This window comes from Paenibacillus sp. FSL F4-0243 (assembly GCF_037963295.1).
GTDB lineage: Bacteria > Bacillota > Bacilli > Paenibacillales > Paenibacillaceae > Paenibacillus_AQ.
Map to the genome: position 1 here is coordinate 3,503,329 of NZ_CP150151.1, position 21,401 is coordinate 3,524,729.

Consider the following 21,401-nt stretch of genomic DNA (forward strand, 5'->3'; position numbering starts at 1 on the left):
ACGGGAGAGCGTTTGCATCTCATGCAAGATGTCAGCGGTTCGATCCTGCTAATCTCCACCAAACTTATAGGGTTCTTAGCTCAGTGGTAGAGTAGTTGACTCTTAATCATCTGGTCGAGGGTTCGAATCCCGCAGAACCCTCGAGTTCTCACACACAAACGACAGTGATGTCGGCGTGGAGCACCGTAACCAGTGGGTGGCAACTGTGGGCGGTGTCCAATATTACAACAATTCAATCGGTTCCAGCCCCGCTCGCACCGTCGCCACACTTCACGCTCATGAGGGCCGAGTGTTGCGATCGCCGGCGGGCGAGATAAGAAAGTACCGTTCGACGAGATGGCTAGACTACTGCCTGATCATGTTAAAGAGTTGCTGTTGATTGGCGAAGCGGCAAGTCAAATCGAGACTGCGGCGCGTAGAGTGGCGGGCTGTCCGCCTATTATCTACTGCGAAGGCCTGGCCGAGGCAGTGGCGCAGGCGCACAAGCTAGCCTCACCGGGGGACACTGTGCTGCTGAGTCCTGTATGCACTGCGTTTGACCAGTACCGTAACTTTGAAGAGCGCGGGCGTCACTTTGTAGAACTGGTTGGGACGCTGCGTCGGTCGGAGGGGAAGGATTGAATAAGACAAGGGCATTTTCCGGGAAAACCTTATTACCCTTATGTGTGGCAAACGGGAAACGATAGTTAAACATAAAAGGTTCCACATATTAGTCATGTACAATATGTAGGACCTTTATTTTATCTGACTTTTTTATATTTAACTCTCGATAAACTGAGAAAATAAAGCACTAGACTGACGAGGATATTTAACTAACGGAAGTTTAGTGTCACAAGAGGAAATAGTAGGTTAATGTCGAATGAGTTTGTCTGGATAGTTAGAATATTAATATTTCGATGATATATATTAGGAGAGTGCTCTATAATGAAGACTCTGTTCCAATACAACTGGCAGGTTCGTAATGACTGGTTCTCTTGGTCTGAAGATGTACCTTAAGATGAATTGCTTAAAGCTCGAATTGGCGGTGTTGGAGGAATCTTAGAAACACTGTTTCACATCGTTTATTGGGAATATAGTTGGATTCACAGTGTATTGCAGGGAAAGGCAGAATTTGAACAAAAGCTCTTCGAGGCTTAATGAAGTCTGAAGCAGGTGCGAGATTTATCAATACAGTTTCACGCAGAAGTGGAGCAATTTGTTACGTCATGGACACTAGAGATGGAACGTAAAGAGCTGACACTTCTACGTGATAATGGTGAATGGATAACATATAAGCATGGAGAAATCATGTGGCACGTCATCGCTCACGAAATACATCACATTGGTCAGTTGTCTGTATGGGTGAGAGAAATTGGGCGAGAACCGATCATAGCGAATCTACTTCGTAGGTGATTGTTCAGCTAAAGTAAAATTCCATGTCACTAACGGGACACGATAGCGGAACAGAATACCGTGGCAGCTGCTCCTTTTGTTATTCAACTATTGGGCAGGATAACGCTATGGTAAGATAATGCAATAGAACATATGGGGTGCAAAAATGAGAATGTATGCTCTTCTTACAGAACCAATAGGGGATATAAGTAAGGTAATGATTTATGAATCAAAGTATCGTGTTTATGTATTTCTATTTGAAACTCATGAAAATAAGGGTGCAAATGCTGACTATTGTTATGAAACATTAGGAGAAGCAATGGAGTTCTGCAATGAGGAACTAAACATAGTTGAGGAACAGTGGGTTGTTATTAACGATCCCAAAGAAGGGGAACAACACGATATTATTTACTAAACCAGTATCCAATCCACAGCATTAAATTAACGGGATACGTTACTTAATGAAATAGCGACAGTCTGGACTTTATTTTTTATAGTCCTTTGATGTCGCTGTTTCAAGTTCTAGGGGCAGTCTAAAACTTATATTATAGATTCTGATGTATGCAATTAAATTGATAATGATGAATACGAATTTTTAAAAAAGAGGGATTACAATGGTTTCAATTGTTCAAATGATACTTTATGATTCTTATAAAATTCGTGACATCGATCGTTCGGAAACAATAGAATTGACGTACAAATTAAAGCACGGGGTACTTGAAGAAATAAGAACAGCACATGAAAGTCCCAGATGGACAGAAGATATCTATCTAGAGATAATATCTCGATATGAATATGAACTCACCAATGGTGGTACGGCTTTTGGAGCATTTAACGGAGATAAACTGGTCGGGTTTGGTGTCTTAGCTCATAAGTTCAGGGGTTATGATAATGATAGGCTTCAGATTGACCTTATGTATGTGACACGTGAATATCGAAGAAGAGGAATCGGTAGTCTTATTATGGAATCACTGAGTACAGCAGCAGTTGAAAAAGGGGCGAAGTACTTATATATTTCGTCTACCGAGACTGAATCTGCGGTGAAGTTTTATACTAGTCATGATTCAGCCATTACATCAGAGATTGATTTGGAATTATTTGAAAAAGAACCTAATGACATTCACATGCTAAAGAAATTATAATCACCAGAATAGAGTTGGATTTTAACTAAACGGGCAGGATAGTTGAATTAATCAAGGGCATAATATTCCCAAAAAATTTGGAGGAATCGCCCTTGTTTAAATGGATTATTTCATTGATTTTAATCTTTACGCTGTCTGCTGGAATCGCATCAGCTAAGCCTACGCTTGCTTTTTCAAATGTGGGGTTGGATAAGCTGAAGAAAATTGCGGAATTCAAACTACTAGTACCGTCTCACTCTTTTAAAGGTTATAAGTTAGAAATTAAGGAACCATATCCGCTTGTTCTTGGTCAATCAGTTTCAAAAGTTAGACTTCATTTTTTTGATGAATCAGGAAAGACATATTTATTTGGAATTGAAGAACATAAGGCGGTTGGTTATAAAATAAACCGAGTTGTCACTAATTTAGATGTTCGTAACCAAACAAGTACAACAAGAACTATAGTCGAGGATTTTAAATTTAATGAACGTGGAGAGAAAATTAACATAAACGGAATCGAAGGGCGATTTGAACCATGGGCTAATCATACACCAGGAGGATACCTACGTTGGGTACAAGATGGTACTTTCATTGAATTCAACAGTGGAGATTTGACTAAAGTGGAAATGGTCGCGTTAGCAAAATCAATGAAATGATTAATTGGTTGAACTAACGGTTTATGATTTCTGAGGAGCTTGCCATGGCAATGCTCCTCTTTTATTTGTTGAAGTAATGAATGGACACCCTTCCTTAGGAGATGAATTAATCAGAGGGCTTAATTCACTTTGAGAAAAGACAGAATAACTATTTACACTACTCACACGATAAAAAAGAAATCGCTCTTTATGAGAAAAGTGGAAGTACCACCTACCTCTCAAAAAAGGAACGATTTCTTTGTAGTGTCCGCATTCATTAACAATCTTAGTTAATTGGGCAGATCTTTCTTCAAGCTAATCGTAACCGTGGTGCCTTGCCCCGGAGTGCTGGAGATGCTTAGCCCATATTGAGGACCGTATTCCAGCTTGATTCGTTCGTCCACATTTCGCAACCCATATCCGCTCTGGAACAGCACATCTTCCTTAGCTTGGCTAAGTGTCGCACCGTTGGCAAAGCCGACTCCGTCATCCGTCACTGTAAAGCGAATCTCATCCTCCAGCAGCTCGCCTTTAATCCAGATTCTGCCCATGCCACGTTTTTCGCTAATGCCGTGCTTGATCGCATTCTCTGCGATAGGCTGAAGAATCAGCTTTAGAATGCGGACTTTGCGCAGCGATTCCTCAATATCGTATTCAATCTCGAATTTATTCGGGAAACGCATTTGCTCGACCGTCACAAAACTCTCCACCAAACGGATTTCTTCGTCGACAGTAACGAATTTATCGCCTTTATGCAGGCTAATCCGAAAAAAGGTCGCCAGAGAAGAAATCAGCCGCTCAATGTCGGGCTGCTTCTTCAGCCGGGCAATCCAGGCAATCGCATCTAACGTGTTGTAGAGGAAATGAGGATTGATCTGCGACTGTAGCGCAGTCAGCTCCGCCTTGCGCTGCTTCTCTTTTTCCTCATCTTTTTCAAGCATTAATTGGCTGATCCGTTCTACCATCTGATAGTAGCTGTTCTCTAGCTGGAAAATCTCATCGACCTGTGCCCGCTGCTCATAGACAGCTGCTAAGTCTTTTTTGCCAAACAGACTCAGCTTCTTCTTCAAGTTCAGTAGTGGTCGGGTGATTTTGGCCGCCAGATAAAAGGAAAGAATCAGTAGCACAATGAAGGTAACACTGGCGAAAAGAAGGGCATTTCGGTTACCCTTGGCAATTCCCTCCAGTAACTTGTGGCTAGAAATCACACTGGTGAACTCCCAGCTAACGCCAAGCGTCTCCAACCTAGGATTCAAAGGATAAGTAGCAATGATATAGGAATTCCCGTTATCTGACCAGGTGCGGTAGCCTTCTTTCTGACCCGGGCGAAGAGGGGCATTCTCCTCCAAAAAATTGCCCAAGAGCCGCTTGTCGGGGTGAGATATAATCCGGTCGCTGGAGGTCAGGAAGGAGTAGCCAATGCCAGTGAAACTGGAGGAATAAAGATCTGCCAAGGCGGCTTCTCTGACATAGATGATGACGACCCCGATATTTTGCCCCGTATTGAAGTTGCGGAATTGCTGTCCGAAGGGGATATAGGCATTGCCGTCCCCATCCCGTTTGATTTCACCGACAACAGGCATGCTGCTCTCCTGAATACGTTTAATGAACAAGGCTTCGGGAACTTCGAGCATCTGCTCCTTGGACTGATAAGAGTAAAGCATATTATCATTGGTGTTGATGATTACATTGCCCACCAGATCATTCTGTGCCAGCATACCGTCGATGATAGCCCCGATCCGTAATTCCTTGTCTGCTGCTGGCAGGGAATCGTTATTAATGATCTGGTAAATGTCGCTGTTCACCAGAAATCGCAGGAACAACATCTGAATGTCATCGACCATCAACTCCACACTGAGCCCAATTTGGCGTTGAGTCTGGACCACATGGCGATACAGATCCTTTTGCAGATAGGTATAGGAATAGAAGTTAAAAATAACAAGCATCAGCACCAGATGCAGAGACAATCCCACTAACAGGACAACAACAATCCGACTTTTGATCTTGAACCTCCGCATCCAAGAATCCATCCGGTTGGCCATCGTTAGCTTAACCATAGGTTTTTGCATATTCGCTCGGCGGGATGCCCGTCATCTTTTTGAAAATCTGGCTAAAGTATTTGGAGTCGGTGAAACCAACCTGATTGCCTACCTCATAGACCCGGTACATCGGATTGCGTAGCATACGTTTGGCTTCTTCAATACGATATTCCGTCAGACATTCATAGAAAGTCTTGTTCAAATCTTTGCGGAATAGATGCATTAAATGGGTTGGACTGACGAACACCGCAGCAGCAACCATCTCTACGGTAATGTTCCCAGCATAATGCTCCCGAATAAAAGCGAGGGCGTCTCTGATTTCACGCCGGCATCGAGCTCCGGCCTCTTCCTCAGCGTACAACACGCGTTCAATACCAGATAATGCACGCTGCGCAGCAAGCACAGCCTGTTTGTATGAATCTACGATTCCGTTCCAATCTTCAGTTGGTTTGCCGATGCCAACGCTAAGAGCCTGGCCGAAGTGCTGCTGGCTCCATTCCGATAGCTGCTTACCTAATCTGCGGGCAGAATCACCAGCAAACTCAGGTTCATCGGTTCGGAGAATCATAACCCACTCCAGATGACTATCACGGAATAGACAGAGCTGTTCAAAAGAATACGCTTCCAGAATAACCGCTGCTTCATCCTCCAACGCTTTGCCTACATCAGTTCCTTGAAGACCATTATCAACAGGCAAGGCTATAGACAACGGCAGCATAGCTTTTCCTAGTTCTAATTGCAGCTCCAGCAGCTTTATTTTGCTGGTAATGAATTCCTCGCTATGCAGCTGGCCATGCAGTAAATCCTGCCAGAATTGCTTGGATATCGCCGCAATTTCCTCATTAAGCTGTGAATATCGCTTGGAGAGTTGCTTTTTCCCCAGGATTTCATCGCCAACACTTCGTACTGTATCTGCGAGTTCTTCTATATTAATGGGCTTCAGCAAATAGGTGGAGGCACCATAACGTAATGCAGCCTGCGCATATTGAAATTCGTCATAACCACTAAGTACGACAATGCCTACGAGCATGTCCTGCTCCCGTATTTTCTCGATAAGTTCAAGACCGTTCATATACGGCATACGGATATCGGTAATAATCACATCCGGGCGGTGCTGTAGTGCAAGCTCCAAACCCTCTTCACCATTGCTGGCTTCTCCTATGATCTCGACGTTGTATTCTGCCCAGTCTATGGTTTGGGTGATGCCCATACGGACGAGATATTCATCATCTACTATAAGCGCTTTCAACATTGGCCTCACCTCGAAGTAGTTTCTAATATGTCTTACAGTCATTATAAACATGAAACCTCTTTTAGAGGAGCGGTAATTTCTCAGTTGTCAGGATCACAAACGATTTCGCAGTATGTTCACCGGTGGCTAAGTACAAAAATGTCCGCATAGCGGAAGTTCTAAACATTTCAACAGCTTAACAAACCGTTTCATAGGATTCCATCCTAACTTTTGCAAAATGTACTGTGATAGACTTTAACCGTAAAAGAGCGGTAAGCGCTTTTATAAATACATGACATCGAAATTGAACGCTGTAGGAGGAGTACCCTTGATACAAAAATCATTTATTCCATTCGGGTTTCAATATTACCGTTCCCCAACCCCATTCCGGGATCAATGGGAGAAAGACCTAAGCAATATTGCCGGGCAGGGCTTCAATTGTGTGAAGTATTGGGTGCAGTGGCGCGCCAGCGTGTCCAAAGAAGGGATATACCAGTTCGATGATATTCAGGAGCTGATGGATATTGCTGAACAGAATGGCTTAAAGGTCATTTTGAACGTGATTTTCGATGTGGCGCCAGCCTGGTTTTATAAAAAACATCCTGATTCCAAAATGATCACAGCAGACGGTTCCGTTCTGGAACCAAGGGCAATTAACTGCCGCCAGATTGGCGGAGCTCCTGGACCTTGTTATCACCATGCAGCTGCAGCCACGGAGAAGGCGAAATTTCTGGCGGAAACAGTGAAGACTTTCAAAGATCATCCTGCACTCTGGGTGTGGGATTTATGGAATGAGCCTGAGCTGACGACAGGGATTAAGCGCAAGCTGTCATTTGACAACCAGGTATGCTATTGCGAGCACTCAGTGCTGGCATTCCAAGAATGGCTGAAAAATAAATATATTACTCTGAAAGCTCTGAACGAATCATGGCAGCGGACTTACGGAAACTGGGAGGAAGTAGAGGCACCGCGTGGGCTAGGCGTATTCAATGATTTGGTGGACTGGCGGCTGTTCATGTCCGGTACTTTAACAGATGAGCTGCGGAGCCGGGTAGATACTGTGAAGTCACTGGATCTGCTTCATCCTGTTATGGCACATACTGTGCCAGCTCCTATTTTTAATATGATTACAGCAGGATCAGACGACTTTAAGCTGGCTGAGCCCTGTGACCTGACAGGAAATAGCCTAGGGTCCTCAGCTTGGTCGGCTGATCTACTGATCTCTGCCGCCAAAGGCAAACCGATCATCAACTCAGAGATTCATGCGCTGCCTGGCAATACGGCGATGAAACCGCGCAAGCCGGAGCTGCGAGAAATGAAGCGGCATATTCTGACCCCGCTCGCCCGTGGCATCACGGGATATCTGTTCTGGCAGTATAGACCGGAGGTAATAGGACAGGAGGCTCCGGCTTGGGGTAGTGTGTATTTGGACGGCAGTCCAACCCCATGGTACAAGGATATGGCCCAACTAAATAAGCTTGTGCAATACAATAAACATGAGCTTTTACAGGCAAAACGGCGTGGGGACGGGATTGCTATTCTATTCAGCCCACAGAACCAAATCGCAAACTTTGCTGCCCATGATCATTTGGACACCTATAACGATTCCCTTCAAGGCGTCCATAAACTGCTACATGATCTTAATTATAAAGTGGAATTTCTCCATGAGTCGGATGTTACGGAAAAGACATTGGAGCAATACCGCTGCCTGTGGATGCCTTATCCACTGTATCTGAACCGTAAACTGTGTGACCTCCTGCGTGAGTGGGTAGAAAAGGGAGGCATATTGGTTTCGGAATGCTCCTTCGGCGCGCTTCAGGCAGAGAATGGCTGTCACAGCTATACAGTTCCTGGTTACGGATTTGATGAAGTCTTTGGGGTTCGGGAGACTTGGATTCATTCTGCCGAGAATCTGGATCATAGCTATCATCAGGTAGCATTCGAATCACGGACGGCGATCCCACTCCTTAATGTAATGGAGCACAGCAAGGAAGGGGAAGCAGCCGCAGATGATAAGGCACACGGCTCCTATTACAAATCAGATATTGAGCTGCAAAGTCATGTGAAGGTCCTAGCCGAATTTGCCGAGGACAACATGCCTGTGTTGACGGCCGCCGCTTATGGCAATGGGCGTGCTGTGTGGTTCGGTACCTTACTTGCGGCTGCCTACTGGCAGGATGGACATACCGGAACGCTCCAGTTGGTGCGCGATCTTTTACAGCAGGAATTGAAGCTACAGCCGAATGTGCAAGTAAGCGGAGGTGTCCGCGCTGATCTTTCCGAGTGGGAAGTTGAAGAAGACAGAGGTGCGTTCCTCTATGTGCATAATGAAGGGAAGACGTTGGCAGAAGCCAAAGTTACGCTGCCTGCCAATTATACTTCAGCAGAGCCATGGTTTGACGATGGGAATGCCAAAATTCAGCCAATAAATCCGTTTGAACCTTCAACAACTCAACTGTCTATACGGGTAGAAGCTGGAGATGTTCAAGTATTTCGATTATCTTAGCCGGCAGCAGTTAAGGTCGGAGATTATAGAGCTGGTGTAAGCCAGCCAAAGGAGTGTATCCATTTGGGTTTGTTAGATTATGTTAATCCATTACAGGGGACTAAGTCGGATTTCCGCTACTCACACGGCAATACGCTGCCGCTTACAGCGATGCCATTTGGCATGGCGGCTTGGAGCCCGCAAACCCACGAAGCAGGGGGGACCTGGTTCTTCCATCCGCACCATCGCCACCTGGAGGGCATACGACTAACTCACCAGCCCAGTCCTTGGATCGGAGATTATGGACATCTAACACTGTTGCCGCAGACTGGACCGTTATTGCTCAGTCCTGATTCGCGCTCATCTTCCTTTAAACCGGAAGAGATGCAAGTGTCCCCACACTACTTCGGTGTGTCTCTTCAACGATATCGTACCCGACTGGAGCTGACCCCTACAGAGCGCTGTGCGGTGATTAGAATAACATACGCTAAGGGGCAGCAGAACAGGCTCATAATAGCACCGCTTAAAGGCGAGTCTCAACTCACCTTTCAACCGGAGAAACGCAGGATCATCGGCTTTACAAGAGGCCATACCGCCGGGGTACCCGATAATTTCGCGATGTATTTCGTCTTCCAATTCGACACAGACATTCTCATGGAGGATTCGGGAATCTTTGACGGGGAGTACCAACCTTTAGGGACGTATGAAGGAACCGGCGATAAGCTGGGTGCATACGTAGAATTAAACATACCGGAATCCGGTGTAATAGAAGTGAAATGCGGCACTTCCTTTATTAGTGGGGAGCAAGCGCAATTGAATCTCGATCGGGAGGTTGGTGGGAACAGCTTCGGAGAGATCTTGAGCAAAGCAGAGGCAGGCTGGGAAGAACGGCTGAGCCGCATCGTTGTCGAAAGCGCGGATGAAGAGAACCTCAGTACCTTTTACAGCTGTATGTACCGGATCTGCCTGTTTCCTAGAACATGGCATGAATATAACGAGCAGGACGAGCAAATTCATTACAGTCCTTTTAACGGCAGCATTTGCCGGGGTCCAATGTATTCAGATATCGGACTGTGGGATGTATACCGGACTAGCTTCCCGTTATACAGTATCCTGTTTCCATCCTTGCTCGGTGAGATCATGCAGGCTTGGACATTAGCTTACGGTGAAAGCGGCTGGCTGCCAAAATGGCTTTCACCAGGCGAACGCAGTGCCATGCCCGGCACACTGATCGATGCGGCAGCTGCGGATGCCGTGGTTAAGGGCATCGGCGGCTTCGACGTAGAGCTAATATATGAAGGTTTGCTGAAACATGCAGATCGTCCGGCTACAGACGAGAAGCTGGGTAGACGGGGGCTAGAATTGTATTTGCAGCACGGCTATCTGCCGCATGATCGTTTTCATGAAAGTGTAAGTAACACGCTGGATTATATATACGGGGACTTCTGTATAGCCCAGATTGCTAAAGCACTCGGCAAAATGGATGATTATGAGCGTTTTATGGACCGGGCGCAGAATTACAAACTGCTGTTTGATCCAGAGGTTGGTTTTATGAGAGGCCGTAACGAGGACGGTACTTGGCAGGAAGGATTTGATTCTTTGGCGTGGGGTGATCCGTTCTGTGAAGGTGGAGCTTGGCAAGGGAGCTGGGCGGTTCCCCATGACTTCCCGGGATTAGCCAGTCTGATGGGTGGCGAGGAAGCTTTTGTTCGGCGTCTGGACCAGTTAATGGCCGAGGAACCGATATTCAAAGTGGGATCTTATGGCTTGGAAATTCATGAAATGTCGGAAATGGCTGCGGCCGATCTAGGGCAGTTTGCCATCAGCAATCAGCCCAGCTTCCATATTCCTTATATTTTCGCCAGACTCGGGGCATTGTCCAAAACACAGTACTGGGTTCGCAAAACCATGGCTAAACTGTTCAACAGTGGAATGGATGGGTTGCCCGGTGACGAGGATAATGGCAGCATGGGTGCCTGGTATATTTGGAGCGCCATCGGACTGTATCCGTTAAGTCCCGGGATTTCCGAATATGTACTGGGCAGCCCACTATTTGATAAAGTAACGATTCGGCTTGAAAATGGGCGGCAATGGGTCATTGAAGCGCAAAACAACAGCCCCGCCAATGTGTACAGTAAATCAATCCACTGGAACCATACGCTTTGGGAGCACCATTCTTTGCCTCATGAAGAGATTATCAAAGGCGGCGTCCTGAGCTTCAGTATGTTTTCGGGTTAGCCCCAACATAAGAGCAATGCTAAGCAGTCCGGAACATTCTGGGCTGTTTTTGTATTTATAGATGGAGCATCTTGCTCTTTTTAGGCAAATCGTGAAATGGCAAACCATTTCGCAGCATTCCCGCCTGTTTTTTCAAGGGTAACATGTCTAATATCGAAGAGAATGAAAGCGCTTAATATGAGTGCGGAGAGGAGGAATCAACTTATGACTTTAAGGCTTCATTCCAAAAGAAATCGACTTATCACTATTCTGTTCGCTCTGATTGCGGGAAGCCTGTTGCTGATTGGCGCGATGAATGTGCAGGCTCCACAAGCAGAAGCACCACTTCTGACCCTTAACGGACAGGAGGTCACTGCAGCGGAGTTCAACTGGCATCTTCAAATGAATCGGGCACTGACTGCTGATTACTTCAAACAGACCTACGATGCCGACTACTCAGAGAAATTCTGGTCTACCGACTATTCCGGCGAAAAACCAATCCACAGGTGGATAAAAGAATCCCAGACGCAGCTACTGACGAAGCGGATGGAGTTGCAGCTTGCTCAAGAAGCAGGTGTGGTATCGGATATCAGCTATGAAGGTTTTCTAAAAGGAATGGGGCGTGAGAATCAACGGCGGAGTCAGGCGGTAGCGAATAAGGAAGTGGTGTATGGTCCTCTTCATCTGGAAGCGCAGGCCTATTACAGTTATTACATGAGCAACCTTGAGGATACCACGATTGAAGCAATGCGCAGCAACGGAGGCATCGTGATTTCAGATGAACAGGTAAGGCTGGAATATGAAGCAAAGCAAGCTGCTAAATATTCTCGGCCGGGAGCTATACATCTTGAATGGGCATCACTGCCCTTTGGTCCGGAAACAGAATACAAGGATCAGCAGGAGGCCATGGAGAAAATGGAATTGCTCCGGGCAGCAGCAACAGCAGAAATAAGATCAGACGCAGGCATCCATCAGCAGGCAAAAGAGCTGGGTATAAACGTGGGCGAAGTCAAAATAACAAGTGCTTCCCGGCGAACAGCAGCGCTGGAAAATCCTAAGGTATTGCTTGCTGCAGATCAGCTTGCACCTGGACAGATTAGTGGCTTGTTTGCTGAAAATGGGGCCATTCATCTACTTTACTGTCTATCGGTAGAGGATGCAGGAGTTATACCTTTCGATCAAGTGAAGGATGCTATCACACTTCATTTGGCGCAACAGAAGTTTAGATCCATGGTGGACGATAAGCTATCCAAAGCTGTCCCAGAATGGAATTACCCAATGGCTGAAAGACTCGCAAACCAAGCCATTCAATAAATGTTCAAGGGGGAATAACACAACAATGTTAAAAAAACTCGCAAAATCACTGCTAATGATGGTTCTGATCTTTACGACAGTGTTCCCAGTAATGGGTGCTTCTGCCCATGCTGAAGAGACGTATGCCGATGATTTCTCTGCTCTGCCAGCAGCGGAGCTGAGTTCGGAGAATTGGTTGATTGACAGCAGCAATCCTCAATTCTTCGGCGGAGATGCTACGCGGTTGGTCAGGACATCCACGGATACCGGTTATGCCGTTTATTCATTAACAGGAATTCAGTCGTTTACGCTTCAGGCCTATTATTTCTCTGGCTCAACAGCCGTAATCAAGTTCTACGGATCGGGTGATGCGACAGCGTGGACGGAGCTTCCAGCCATTAATGACAGTCCCACAGCAACCGGTTCTGGTTGGTATGGAACAGTATACACGCCCGCCGGTGCACTTCCGAATGATGTCAATTATCTCAAAATCGAGATCAGCGGCGACCTCGACAGCTGGCTGATGCAGCTTGGACACCTTACGCTCTCCAATGTATCACTTGCACCCCAAACGATTAATGATGAGCTTGATGATGTTTCACAGCTGTATGCATTTAGTACAAATTGGTCTTTAGATACAAGCAATCCCACTTTTTTTGGTGGAGATCATTCTCGTGCAGTGAGAACAGCAGATTCGGCAGAATCACTTGTGTACCATTTGCATAATTTGCAGCATTTCATCGTCCGTCTGCATTCCTTTGCCGGGTCTAGCGGAAGCATAAAGTTCTATGGATCGGCGGATGCATCCACCTGGACAGAGATTTCAGCAATACATGAAGCTCCACAATCTACAGGAGATGCAGCTTGGACCGGGACGAATTATACCCCAGTACAAGGGATTCCTTCAGGCATTCATTATTTAAAAATAGAGCTCAGCGGCGATTCCGCCCCTTGGCTGTTGCAGCTAGGATCGGTCTCCTTGTCCAACCGCTTGCCTGGAGATGGAGGGAACAGCGGTGGAGACGGAGATTATTACGTCGATTCATTTGCAGGCAGCGACAGCAATGATGGAAAAACACCTGAGACAGCCTGGAAGACCTTCTCTGTAGTTAACCAGACTACCTTTGAGGCTGGAGACCGAATTTTGTTAAAGAAGGGTGGAATCTGGAATGAACAATTATATCCTAAGGGTAGCGGAACAGACGATAAACCGATAACAATCACTTCCTATGGCAGCGGAAGTAAACCGACTATCAATGGTGGAGGCATGGCCGGAGCAGCTGTATACCTGCGTAATGCCTCAAACTGGGCAATTCGGGATCTTGAGGTTACTAATTATGCTTCCGAGAGAGGAACGGTTTACCGGGAAGGCATAATGGTGGAGAACGCAAACGGAGGGACATTAAGAAATATCCTCATCCAGGATAACTATGTTCATGATGTATCAAGCAGCTTCCGTTATCCGACAGTTTCTGGAGCTGAAGGCGGTCCGCATGCATTCGGTGGAATCTCCGTATATGTGGGCGGAACGACGGGCACGGACAAATTTGATGGGGTATGGATCGAAGGCAACACGGTCGAACGAATTGGACGGACAGGAATTGTGGTATGGGATCAGCGTTTCAACGGAGCCGACTATGCTACGGTCAATGTTACGATCCGCGGAAATTATGTCAAACAAGCAGACAGCGACGGCATTCTCACTTTCGGTGCGGACGGAGCGTTAATTGAGCATAACATAGCAGAAGAAGGTGGGAACTACTCCGAAGAAGGCGAGTTTAACGGCTCAGCCGCAATCTGGCCGACCCGGGGCAAGAATAATATCGTGCAGTTTAATGAGTCCTTTAACACAAATAAACCAGAGGGAGATGGTCAGGGCTTCAATCTGGATATCGATACTATGGACAGTGTAGTTCAATATAATTACAGCCATGGCAATAAGGGCGGATTCATGCTTTTTGTCGATGCCCGTTTAACTCCAGGAGTGCTGACCGGCTCCTCTAACAATGTAGTCAGATACAACATCAGCCAGAATGATCTGACGCATACGTTTAATTTTGCAGGCGGGGTTACGCCGGATACGCAAATCTATAACAATACGATCTATATCGGCACTGGGCAAAACACCAAAATAATCGACCATGAATGGGACGACGCGGGAAATATCAACGCTCCCTATACGTTCAGGAATAATCTGGTCTACAACCTTGGACAGGGAGGTTATAATCTGCCCGGGGTAAATGGCAGCTTCGACCACAACCTGTTGTATGGAAATCATCCAGTAAGTGAGCCGGAAAATACGAATCCCGTCACAGCGAATCCGCTCTTGGTTGCTCAGGGCAGCGGTGGAATTGGCTGGAATACAGTGGACGGTTACAAGCTAAGAGAAGGCTCCCCTGCGCTTGGGGCTGGTGCAATCATTGCAGACAACGGAGGCCATGACTATTGGGGAAATGCTGTTTCAGCAGAAAATCCACCGAATATCGGAGCCTATAATGGACCCGGACTTGATCCTGCCACACTGCCTGAAGCACCTGTAGATGATCTGCGATTATATTTTCAAGGCTTAAAAATTGCTCCTCATATTACAGATGGTAGAAACGGAGGCATATCCCTTCAACTTCAGTTTACAAACAGTTCTGGAGTAGACCCTCTGAAAATTAACAAAATTTCCTGGAAAATAGGGGAAGGAAGTGGCCAACTCAGCGGTAGCGAGTCGCAACTAGCCGAAATCGCTCCGAATAACAAATTTACTTATCCAATACCCTTGCCGGGATTCTCTGAAGGTGTCAAATATCCTCTTGACTTGACCGTTGACCTTGAAGGCTATGAGACAATTCACCTCAAGCAAAACATAGATATTAACCGGATGAAGCATCAATCAGACACAGGAACTCCCGCGCTGATTGATCTTGCAGACGGAACCCCTTTGTTGAGCGGGTATAACGGTGCGGATGATCTTAGCGGAACAGCACAACTACGCTGGGACAAGGATAACATTTATTTGACTGCCGACATCCGTGATGATGTATTCAGCCATAACGCTTCCGGGATTAATATTTGGCAAAATGACAGTATTCAATTCAGCCTCGCTCCCGGTGTACCGGGCGATAGCCAATCCTGGTATGAATACGGAATTTCACAGACGCCGGAGGGGCCGCAAATATACCGCTGGCTGTCCATGAAAGGTGCTGCTACTGGAGTGTTGACCAAAGGAACTCTAAGTGTAACCCGAGATGAAGCGACTAAGATTACCTCATATGCACTGGTACTACCTTGGAGTGAAGTAAGTCCAATTCGAGGAGCGGGAGGCAATGTCTTGAGCTTCTCGATGTTGGTTAACGATAATGATGGTGCGGGCCGAAAAGGGTATATTGAGTGGGGATCAGGCATAGGCGCTGCGAAGGATCCGGCACTTTTCCGCACCTTCCAGTTTATGAATGTCGAAGATGAGGAGGAGACACAACCGAGTGATAATGCTGATTTGAGCTTTTTGAGTATGGAGGGTACAGATATTCCCGGGTTTGACCGTAATACATTGACCTATACAATAAATGTACCCTTTTCTAAAACAGCCGTGACTGTTACAGGGATACCTTTAGATCCGAAAGCCAAATTAACAGTAACTGGCGGAAGTGAACTAAAAGTAGGAGAAAATAGCGTCAGCATCAAAGTTACCGCCGCAAATGGAACAACAACAAAGACCTACACTTTGAAAGTGGTACGGAGTGAAGACCGCGGGGGAACAGAAACGCCTGGCAGTTCGTCCGGCAGCAATAATGGCAGTAACAATAGTAACAGTGGAGGGAAAATAGTTAATCCAGTGAATATAATCTCAGCCGGCCGTATTCAGATTCAGGCTTCACCTGATGCTGAGGGAATGCGCATTGCACAGCTTCCTACTGGAGAAATTCAAAAAGCGATGAAGGGTGTGCAAGATGGTGCATTGGCACTTGAGCTTACTAAATTAGATGCCACAGCTAAGGGAGTAACCTTTCAATTGCCCGTTACCGAACTGAAAGATAATGTTATCTCTCTTACAATAAAAGCAGGTGAAACCACCGTGACGTTCCCAATTGACAAGATGGGTAGCAATATTCCGGAGGGTTCCAAGCAGTTGGAGCTGTCCATTCATTTTGTTGATCCTTCAACCCTTTCTGTTTCATTAAAAGAGAAATGGAAAACGCATGCCGTGTACCGGATCTCCTTGATGGTAGACGGAAAGCAAATAGAAACATTAAGTCAAACTGCGGCAATGAAGGTATCGTTTGGATATAAATTGAATCCTAGTGAAGCGCCGAATCAAGCCATCGTCTATTCTATTACCCGCGAGGGGCTGGCGGAAGTGGTCAAGAACTCCAAATACGTTTCAGGTACAGAAAGCATCACCTTCACAACACGGAAGTTTGGATTATACGCTGCAGCGAATGGAGATATACACTTCTCTGATGTCAATTCGGTCTTCGGTGCTATCCTTGAAGCGTTGGCATCTCGTGATTTGGTTCACGGAACAGGCGATGGCAAATATGAGCCTGCCCGCCAAATCACCAGAGCAGAGTTTGTTCAACTGCTGGTATCGGCACTGGACCTTCAGCCTGAGAACAGCAATACTTTCGAAGATGTGAGTCCAGACGCTTGGTATTACCAAGCTGTCTCAACGGCTCAGGCACTGAAGCTGGTTAACGGACGCAGCGAAGGCTTATTTAGCGCAAAAGAACCGATTACTCGCCAAGAAATAGCTGTTATCTTATTCCGCGCTCTGAGCTTAGTTTCTCTTCAGCTGGATTATTCCAGCAAAACCGTAGTATTTGCTGATCAGAAGCAAATCGGAGCTTATGCCAGGGAAGCAGTTAAACACCTGCAGCAGTCAGGAATAATCAATGGTTATTCCGACGGAACCTTCAGACCACTGAATCTGACCACCCGTGCGGAGGCTGCTGCTTTGATTTATAGAATTATGGGATTGTAATCATCACAAAAGAGCTGGAGCCAAGTGTATTTGGCTCCAGCTTTTTTTCTTGCAAGTATAATAAATTATTCCTTCAGACTGGCCACACAACATATCTCATGTCCGCGACGTTCACCTTGCCATCTGGCCAAAAGAGCCATTCGTTCAACAAATGGAGTATTCGGCCCATAGTGAGGATGTGCATCGATCAATACATCCGAAACAGAGACCAGCTGCCGCGTGAATATCGAAATGATCTCAAATCCAGCCTGATTGAGTAATTCACGCACATTAGCGTCCGTGTAATGATACAGGTGATCGGGTTCAATAAATAACGGTGATTCAGGTCCGTAGACTTCGTTGGTTAATGAATGGCTATTGGGAATACTGAAATAAATTTTCCCTTGCGTTGTCAAAAGATTACGAATATCCTTCAAAAATGCAAATGGATCAGAAATATGCTCAAGCACATGCCAGAACACTACCGCATCATAACGAGGAAGATCAGGATTTTTAGCCGAGTCATCGTCTTGGGTGCTTTTCCATTCATCTTTAACCAGATCCACACCATATTTATATTTGGCATAGGCTCGTGACATTTGTGAGGGTTCAATGCCAACCGCTCTCCAGCCGCCATTTCCAGCTGCATGTAGAAATTCACCTGTTCCAGAACCAAACTCTAGCAATGCTCCTTTTTCTGGACTGAACATTTCCAGCAGCATTAAATTAAACAGAGCATGATCAGAATAGGTCGCTTGAGCATATTTTTCACGCATTGCAATCCATTCTGAATTATAAATATCTGCGATTAAGCCGGTTGTATCAACCTCCGCAATATTCGCTCTAAAGATAAGACCACAGTTGCTACACCGCATCAGTGTAAACGAACTATACTCATGGAATACGTTGATGGCTGGAGAAGGACCACACAAAATACATCGCATATAAAAAACACCTCCGTTAATCGTTTCACTTATTCCTCCCAGGTCACTAGCTGGGGTTAGGGCATCATAGTTAAGTTGAAGGGCTTGGAGTGGGTTTCATTTCATTCATTCTATTATCAATCTCGATAGAATATGCTCGTCTCACTGATCCTAAACAAGGTCAAACTTTAATAGATTTATAGTATAGCTTTCTAGGACTTTATATTAGGTGAAGCGGAAATTGGGAATCCTTCTGTTGTTGCATGATTATAAAGGATGAAGAAGCAAGCACATTGTTACAATCCATGATTACGCCAAAAGATTGTTGGCTTCGAAAATGCCTGTTAATATTGGAAATAGAATCATCTTTTAGATTGGAGAGTCAATGATATGAAGGTCATTATTTTTGGAGCTACAGGTATGGTTGGTCAAAGCGCGTTACGTGAATGTTTGATGGATGATAGAGTTCAAGAAATACTTACGATTGGGCGTAAAAAGACAGAGCAGCAACATACAAAACTAAGACAAATTCAACTTTCCAATGTAGCTGAATTATCAAGTATAGAACATGAAATCACAGGTTATGATGCATGCTTTTTCTGCCTTGGGGTTTCCTCTGCTGGTATGAAGGAAGAGGAATATAAAAGAGTAACATATGATATCGCGCTATCCGCCGGAACAACATTAGCAAGATTGAACCCTCAAATGACCTTTATATATGTTTCTGGAAGTGGGACGGATAGTTCGGAAAAAGGACGCTCTATGTGGGCGAGAGTGAAAGGGAAGACAGAAAACGATCTGTTGAAGCTACCTTTTAAGGACGCATATATGTTCAGACCAGGTGTGATTCTACCCCTATATGGCGTACAATCCAAAACAAAAGTGTATCAGATTCTTTATGATGTGATGAAGCCACTTTATCCCTTGCTAAAGAAGTTAAACAGTGTCATTACATCGGAACAATTGGGACGAGCTATGATTCAGGTAACTATTAACGGTTATCCAAGACCCAGAATAGAAAGCAATGAGCTCAAATCCATGATCAGGAGATTAAATCAATGAACATTATCATTAGACAAGAAAAAGCTCAAGATATTAACGAAGTCTACCATGTAGTCCAAAAATCATTTGAAAATGCGGAACATTCAGATCATGATGAGCACAATTTGGTAAATAGACTAAGGAGCTCGACAAAGTTTATTCCGGAGTTATCTCTTGTAGCTGAATATGAGAATAAGATCGTCGGTCATATCCTTTTTACAGAAATTCTAGTGGGTGATCAAACTCTGGTTGCGCTTGCACCTGTTGCAGTACTACCAGAAATGCAAAGCAAGGGCATAGGGAAGCTACTGATTACTGAAGGCCACAAAATCGCAACACAGCTTGGATATAAAGGCTCTGTCGTTTTGGGTCATGATAAGTATTATCCGAAGTTTGGTTATAAAAAAGCTAGTCAATTTGGTATAGAAGCACCTTTCGAAGTTTCAGACGATAATTTTATGGCCGTTGAGCTTATAGATGACGGTCTCTCAGATGTCCATGGCGTTGTCGAATACGCTAAAGAATTTTTTGAAATTAGATAAACATAAAAAAGTGGAGCAAATGCTACGGCAGTTGCTCCACTTTTTTATTTGTTTACAGAATCAATTAACACCTTTAAAAAAAAGGATTGTGGAATATCGAGACTGAAAACGGCTTGACGAACGACACTATCCTGTATAAAATGAAGCAGTGATTTAGTAAATTAGTAAATAAGTAAATTAGTAAATAGGAGTGGTGCAATGAAAATACCAACAACGTTTAAACATAATCATGTTGTCATGTTGGAGAGTTTTGAGAAGGTGTAAAAAATAGTAAAGGATATGGGGAATTAAAATGTTTTCTAATCGTTATGTTCGAACAATTATCCTCTCCCGTGTGTTATTGCAGCTCGGAATATGGATCCGGAATTATGCCGTCCTTCTTTATGTATCTGAATTGACGAATAATAATCCGGTAGATGTATCTCTGATATCAGTTGCCGAATTTGCACCGATCTTTCTTTTTGGTCTTATTGGTGGGACCTTTGCCGACCGATGGCGGCCGAAGAGAACCATGGTATGGAGCGATTTGTTATCTGGCTTGTCCGTCGGGGTGGTGCTGATTGCGGTCATGAATGGCGAATGGATTGCGCTTCTTATCGGATCTTTTGTATCTGCCAGCTTATCTCAATTTTCTCAGCCTTCGGCGATGAAACTGTACAAGAGACATGTGCCAGCTGAACAGCTGCAAGGCGTTATGGCGATGTCCCAAACCCTTGTCGCTGTCTTTACGGTTTTGGGACCCGTTATTGGTACGTTTATTTTTATTAAGTTTGGAATTCACGTATCTCTGATCCTGACAGCCGTTATGTTTCTGGGCTCTTCGCTTATATTGTCTTCCCTTCCTCGGGATGAAGAAGAACCGAAGTCAGGTAAAGCCAGCGGCTTCATCAAAGAGTTAACGGCTGGCTTGCGTTACATCGGATCGAGTAAACCCTTAAGAAAACTTAGTTTAACTTTCTCGGCGGTGGGATTGGCATCAGGGCTAACTCAGCCGCTTCAGATTTTTCTTGTCATCGAGAATTTAGGTAAGGACAAACAATTTCTTCAGTGGCTTGTGATGGCTAGTGGGGTAGCCATGTTAGTAGGCGGAGCTGCAATAATCGGGATAGCCAAAAAAGTAAGGCCACAGCTATTGCTTTTGATAGGCTTACTTGTCAATGCCGTCTGTACGGTTGGAATGGGAGCTTCTAAGCAAATTTGGCTGACGATTATTTTCTTGGTGATCAGTGGTTTGTTTTACCCTTGCATTCAAGGAGGGATTCAGACACTTCTTGTGCGAAATACCGAAGGGGCCTTTATTGGCCGAGTTTCAGGAGCAATCATGCCTATTTTTATGGGAATGATGGTGGTTGGCATGTTCATTTCCGGCTACCTTAAGGATACGTTCTCCTTGATGGGCGTATTTATGGCGAGTGGTGTATTTGTGATTATCGGTGCGCTTTTTCTGCTTCCTATTGTGGTTAAGATAAGAAGTAATGTGGAGCTGGAATCGCTGGGAAAATGAAAATCCAACTACAATTTCCATGAATTTATTATCTAAGATAAGGAGAGAAAG

The 21,401-nt window shown here is 45.2% G+C and carries 14 protein-coding genes, 1 tRNA gene and 1 pseudogene; 13 read left to right on the forward strand and 3 right to left on the reverse strand.

Going from position 1 to position 21,401, the window contains the following annotated elements; translation table 11 throughout:
• The first annotated feature begins 69 nt into the window (after positions 1-69).
• The 6 genes and pseudogenes from NSS87_RS15490 to NSS87_RS15515 all read left to right on the forward strand — a co-directional run bounded on the left by NSS87_RS15490 (position 70) and on the right by NSS87_RS15515 (position 3,148).
• Positions 70-141 (forward strand) — tRNA-Lys (locus NSS87_RS15490).
• Positions 142-336: 195 nt separating this feature from the next.
• Positions 337-621, forward strand: a complete 285-nt coding sequence (locus NSS87_RS15495) for a hypothetical protein (RefSeq protein ID WP_339240995.1) — start codon at positions 337-339, stop codon at positions 619-621.
• A 381-nt stretch (positions 622-1,002) separates the two neighbouring features.
• Positions 1,003-1,392: pseudogene (locus NSS87_RS15500) on the forward strand (DinB family protein).
• Positions 1,393-1,537: 145 nt separating this feature from the next.
• A complete protein-coding gene (locus NSS87_RS15505; protein ID WP_339240997.1) occupies positions 1,538-1,786 on the forward strand; it encodes a hypothetical protein in 249 nt (82 codons plus the stop codon).
• A gap of 199 nt (positions 1,787-1,985) precedes the next feature.
• Positions 1,986-2,513, forward strand: coding sequence for a GNAT family N-acetyltransferase (locus tag NSS87_RS15510; RefSeq protein ID WP_339240999.1), 528 nt, complete (start codon positions 1,986-1,988; stop codon positions 2,511-2,513).
• 92 nt (positions 2,514-2,605) lie between these two features.
• The gene (locus NSS87_RS15515; RefSeq protein ID WP_339241001.1) at positions 2,606-3,148 is read left to right on the forward strand and encodes a hypothetical protein; all 543 of its coding nucleotides are present in this window, start codon (positions 2,606-2,608) and stop codon (positions 3,146-3,148) included.
• A 269-nt stretch (positions 3,149-3,417) separates the two neighbouring features.
• Here NSS87_RS15515 and NSS87_RS15520 read toward each other — a convergent pair whose 3' ends face one another.
• Together NSS87_RS15520 and NSS87_RS15525 are read right to left on the reverse strand one after the other, a co-directional pair.
• Positions 3,418-5,145 (reverse strand): sensor histidine kinase, encoded by a 1,728-nt coding sequence (locus tag NSS87_RS15520; RefSeq protein WP_197071203.1) that lies wholly within the window; start codon positions 5,143-5,145, stop codon positions 3,418-3,420.
• A 31-nt stretch (positions 5,146-5,176) separates the two neighbouring features.
• Positions 5,177-6,418 carry a response regulator gene (locus tag NSS87_RS15525; RefSeq protein WP_339241005.1) on the reverse strand — a complete coding sequence of 414 codons (1,242 nt, stop codon included), beginning with the start codon at positions 6,416-6,418 and terminating at the stop codon, positions 5,177-5,179.
• 307 nt (positions 6,419-6,725) lie between these two features.
• On the opposite strand from NSS87_RS15525, the gene NSS87_RS15530 reads away from it, so the two are divergent.
• From NSS87_RS15530 to NSS87_RS15545, 4 genes are all read left to right on the forward strand, one after another.
• Positions 6,726-8,903, forward strand: a complete 2,178-nt coding sequence (locus NSS87_RS15530) for an alpha-amylase family protein (RefSeq protein ID WP_339241008.1) — start codon at positions 6,726-6,728, stop codon at positions 8,901-8,903.
• 57 nt (positions 8,904-8,960) lie between these two features.
• Positions 8,961-11,120: a GH92 family glycosyl hydrolase gene (locus tag NSS87_RS15535; RefSeq protein ID WP_339248581.1), complete on the forward strand. Its 2,160-nt coding sequence runs from the start codon at positions 8,961-8,963 to the stop codon at positions 11,118-11,120.
• A gap of 204 nt (positions 11,121-11,324) precedes the next feature.
• Entirely contained in the window at positions 11,325-12,413 is a 1,089-nt protein-coding gene (locus NSS87_RS15540; protein WP_339241011.1) for a peptidyl-prolyl cis-trans isomerase, read from the forward strand.
• A 25-nt stretch (positions 12,414-12,438) separates the two neighbouring features.
• On the forward strand, positions 12,439-17,361 hold the full coding sequence (locus NSS87_RS15545; protein WP_339241013.1) for an S-layer homology domain-containing protein: 4,923 nt from the start codon (positions 12,439-12,441) through the stop codon (positions 17,359-17,361).
• Between the two features lie 65 nt (positions 17,362-17,426).
• On the opposite strand, the gene NSS87_RS15550 is transcribed toward NSS87_RS15545, so the two are convergent.
• Entirely contained in the window at positions 17,427-18,284 is an 858-nt protein-coding gene (locus tag NSS87_RS15550; RefSeq protein WP_339241015.1) for a class I SAM-dependent methyltransferase, read from the reverse strand.
• A gap of 369 nt (positions 18,285-18,653) precedes the next feature.
• Here NSS87_RS15550 and NSS87_RS15555 point away from each other — a divergent pair, with 369 nt between their 5' ends.
• The 3 genes from NSS87_RS15555 to NSS87_RS15565 all read left to right on the forward strand — a co-directional run bounded on the left by NSS87_RS15555 (position 18,654) and on the right by NSS87_RS15565 (position 21,350).
• Positions 18,654-19,325 (forward strand): epimerase, encoded by a 672-nt coding sequence (locus tag NSS87_RS15555; protein ID WP_339241018.1) that lies wholly within the window; start codon positions 18,654-18,656, stop codon positions 19,323-19,325.
• The gene (locus NSS87_RS15560; RefSeq protein ID WP_042188367.1) at positions 19,322-19,846 is read left to right on the forward strand and encodes an N-acetyltransferase; all 525 of its coding nucleotides are present in this window, start codon (positions 19,322-19,324) and stop codon (positions 19,844-19,846) included. Before NSS87_RS15555 ends, NSS87_RS15560 begins: the two co-directional genes overlap by 4 nt.
• A gap of 292 nt (positions 19,847-20,138) precedes the next feature.
• Positions 20,139-21,350 carry an MFS transporter gene (locus NSS87_RS15565; RefSeq protein ID WP_339241020.1) on the forward strand — a complete coding sequence of 404 codons (1,212 nt, stop codon included), beginning with the start codon at positions 20,139-20,141 and terminating at the stop codon, positions 21,348-21,350.
• The last annotated feature ends 51 nt before the right edge of the window (positions 21,351-21,401 follow it).

Excerpts from the sequence above, each read along its gene's own strand:
- NSS87_RS15495 (WP_339240995.1), top strand. The coding sequence starts at position 337 with ATGGCTAGACTACTGCCTGATCATGTTAAAGAGTTGCTGTTGATTGGC.
- NSS87_RS15505 (WP_339240997.1), top strand. The coding sequence starts at position 1,538 with ATGAGAATGTATGCTCTTCTTACAGAACCAATAGGGGATATAAGTAAG.
- NSS87_RS15510 (WP_339240999.1), top strand. The coding sequence starts at position 1,986 with ATGGTTTCAATTGTTCAAATGATACTTTATGATTCTTATAAAATTCGT.
- NSS87_RS15520 (WP_197071203.1), bottom strand. The coding sequence starts at position 5,145 with ATGCGGAGGTTCAAGATCAAAAGTCGGATTGTTGTTGTCCTGTTAGTG.
- NSS87_RS15525 (WP_339241005.1), bottom strand. The coding sequence starts at position 6,418 with ATGTTGAAAGCGCTTATAGTAGATGATGAATATCTCGTCCGTATGGGC.
- NSS87_RS15540 (WP_339241011.1), top strand. The coding sequence starts at position 11,325 with ATGACTTTAAGGCTTCATTCCAAAAGAAATCGACTTATCACTATTCTG.
- NSS87_RS15545 (WP_339241013.1), top strand. The coding sequence starts at position 12,439 with ATGTTAAAAAAACTCGCAAAATCACTGCTAATGATGGTTCTGATCTTT.
- NSS87_RS15550 (WP_339241015.1), bottom strand. The coding sequence starts at position 18,284 with ATGCGATGTATTTTGTGTGGTCCTTCTCCAGCCATCAACGTATTCCAT.
- NSS87_RS15555 (WP_339241018.1), top strand. The coding sequence starts at position 18,654 with ATGAAGGTCATTATTTTTGGAGCTACAGGTATGGTTGGTCAAAGCGCG.
- NSS87_RS15560 (WP_042188367.1), top strand. The coding sequence starts at position 19,322 with ATGAACATTATCATTAGACAAGAAAAAGCTCAAGATATTAACGAAGTC.
- NSS87_RS15565 (WP_339241020.1), top strand. The coding sequence starts at position 20,139 with ATGTTTTCTAATCGTTATGTTCGAACAATTATCCTCTCCCGTGTGTTA.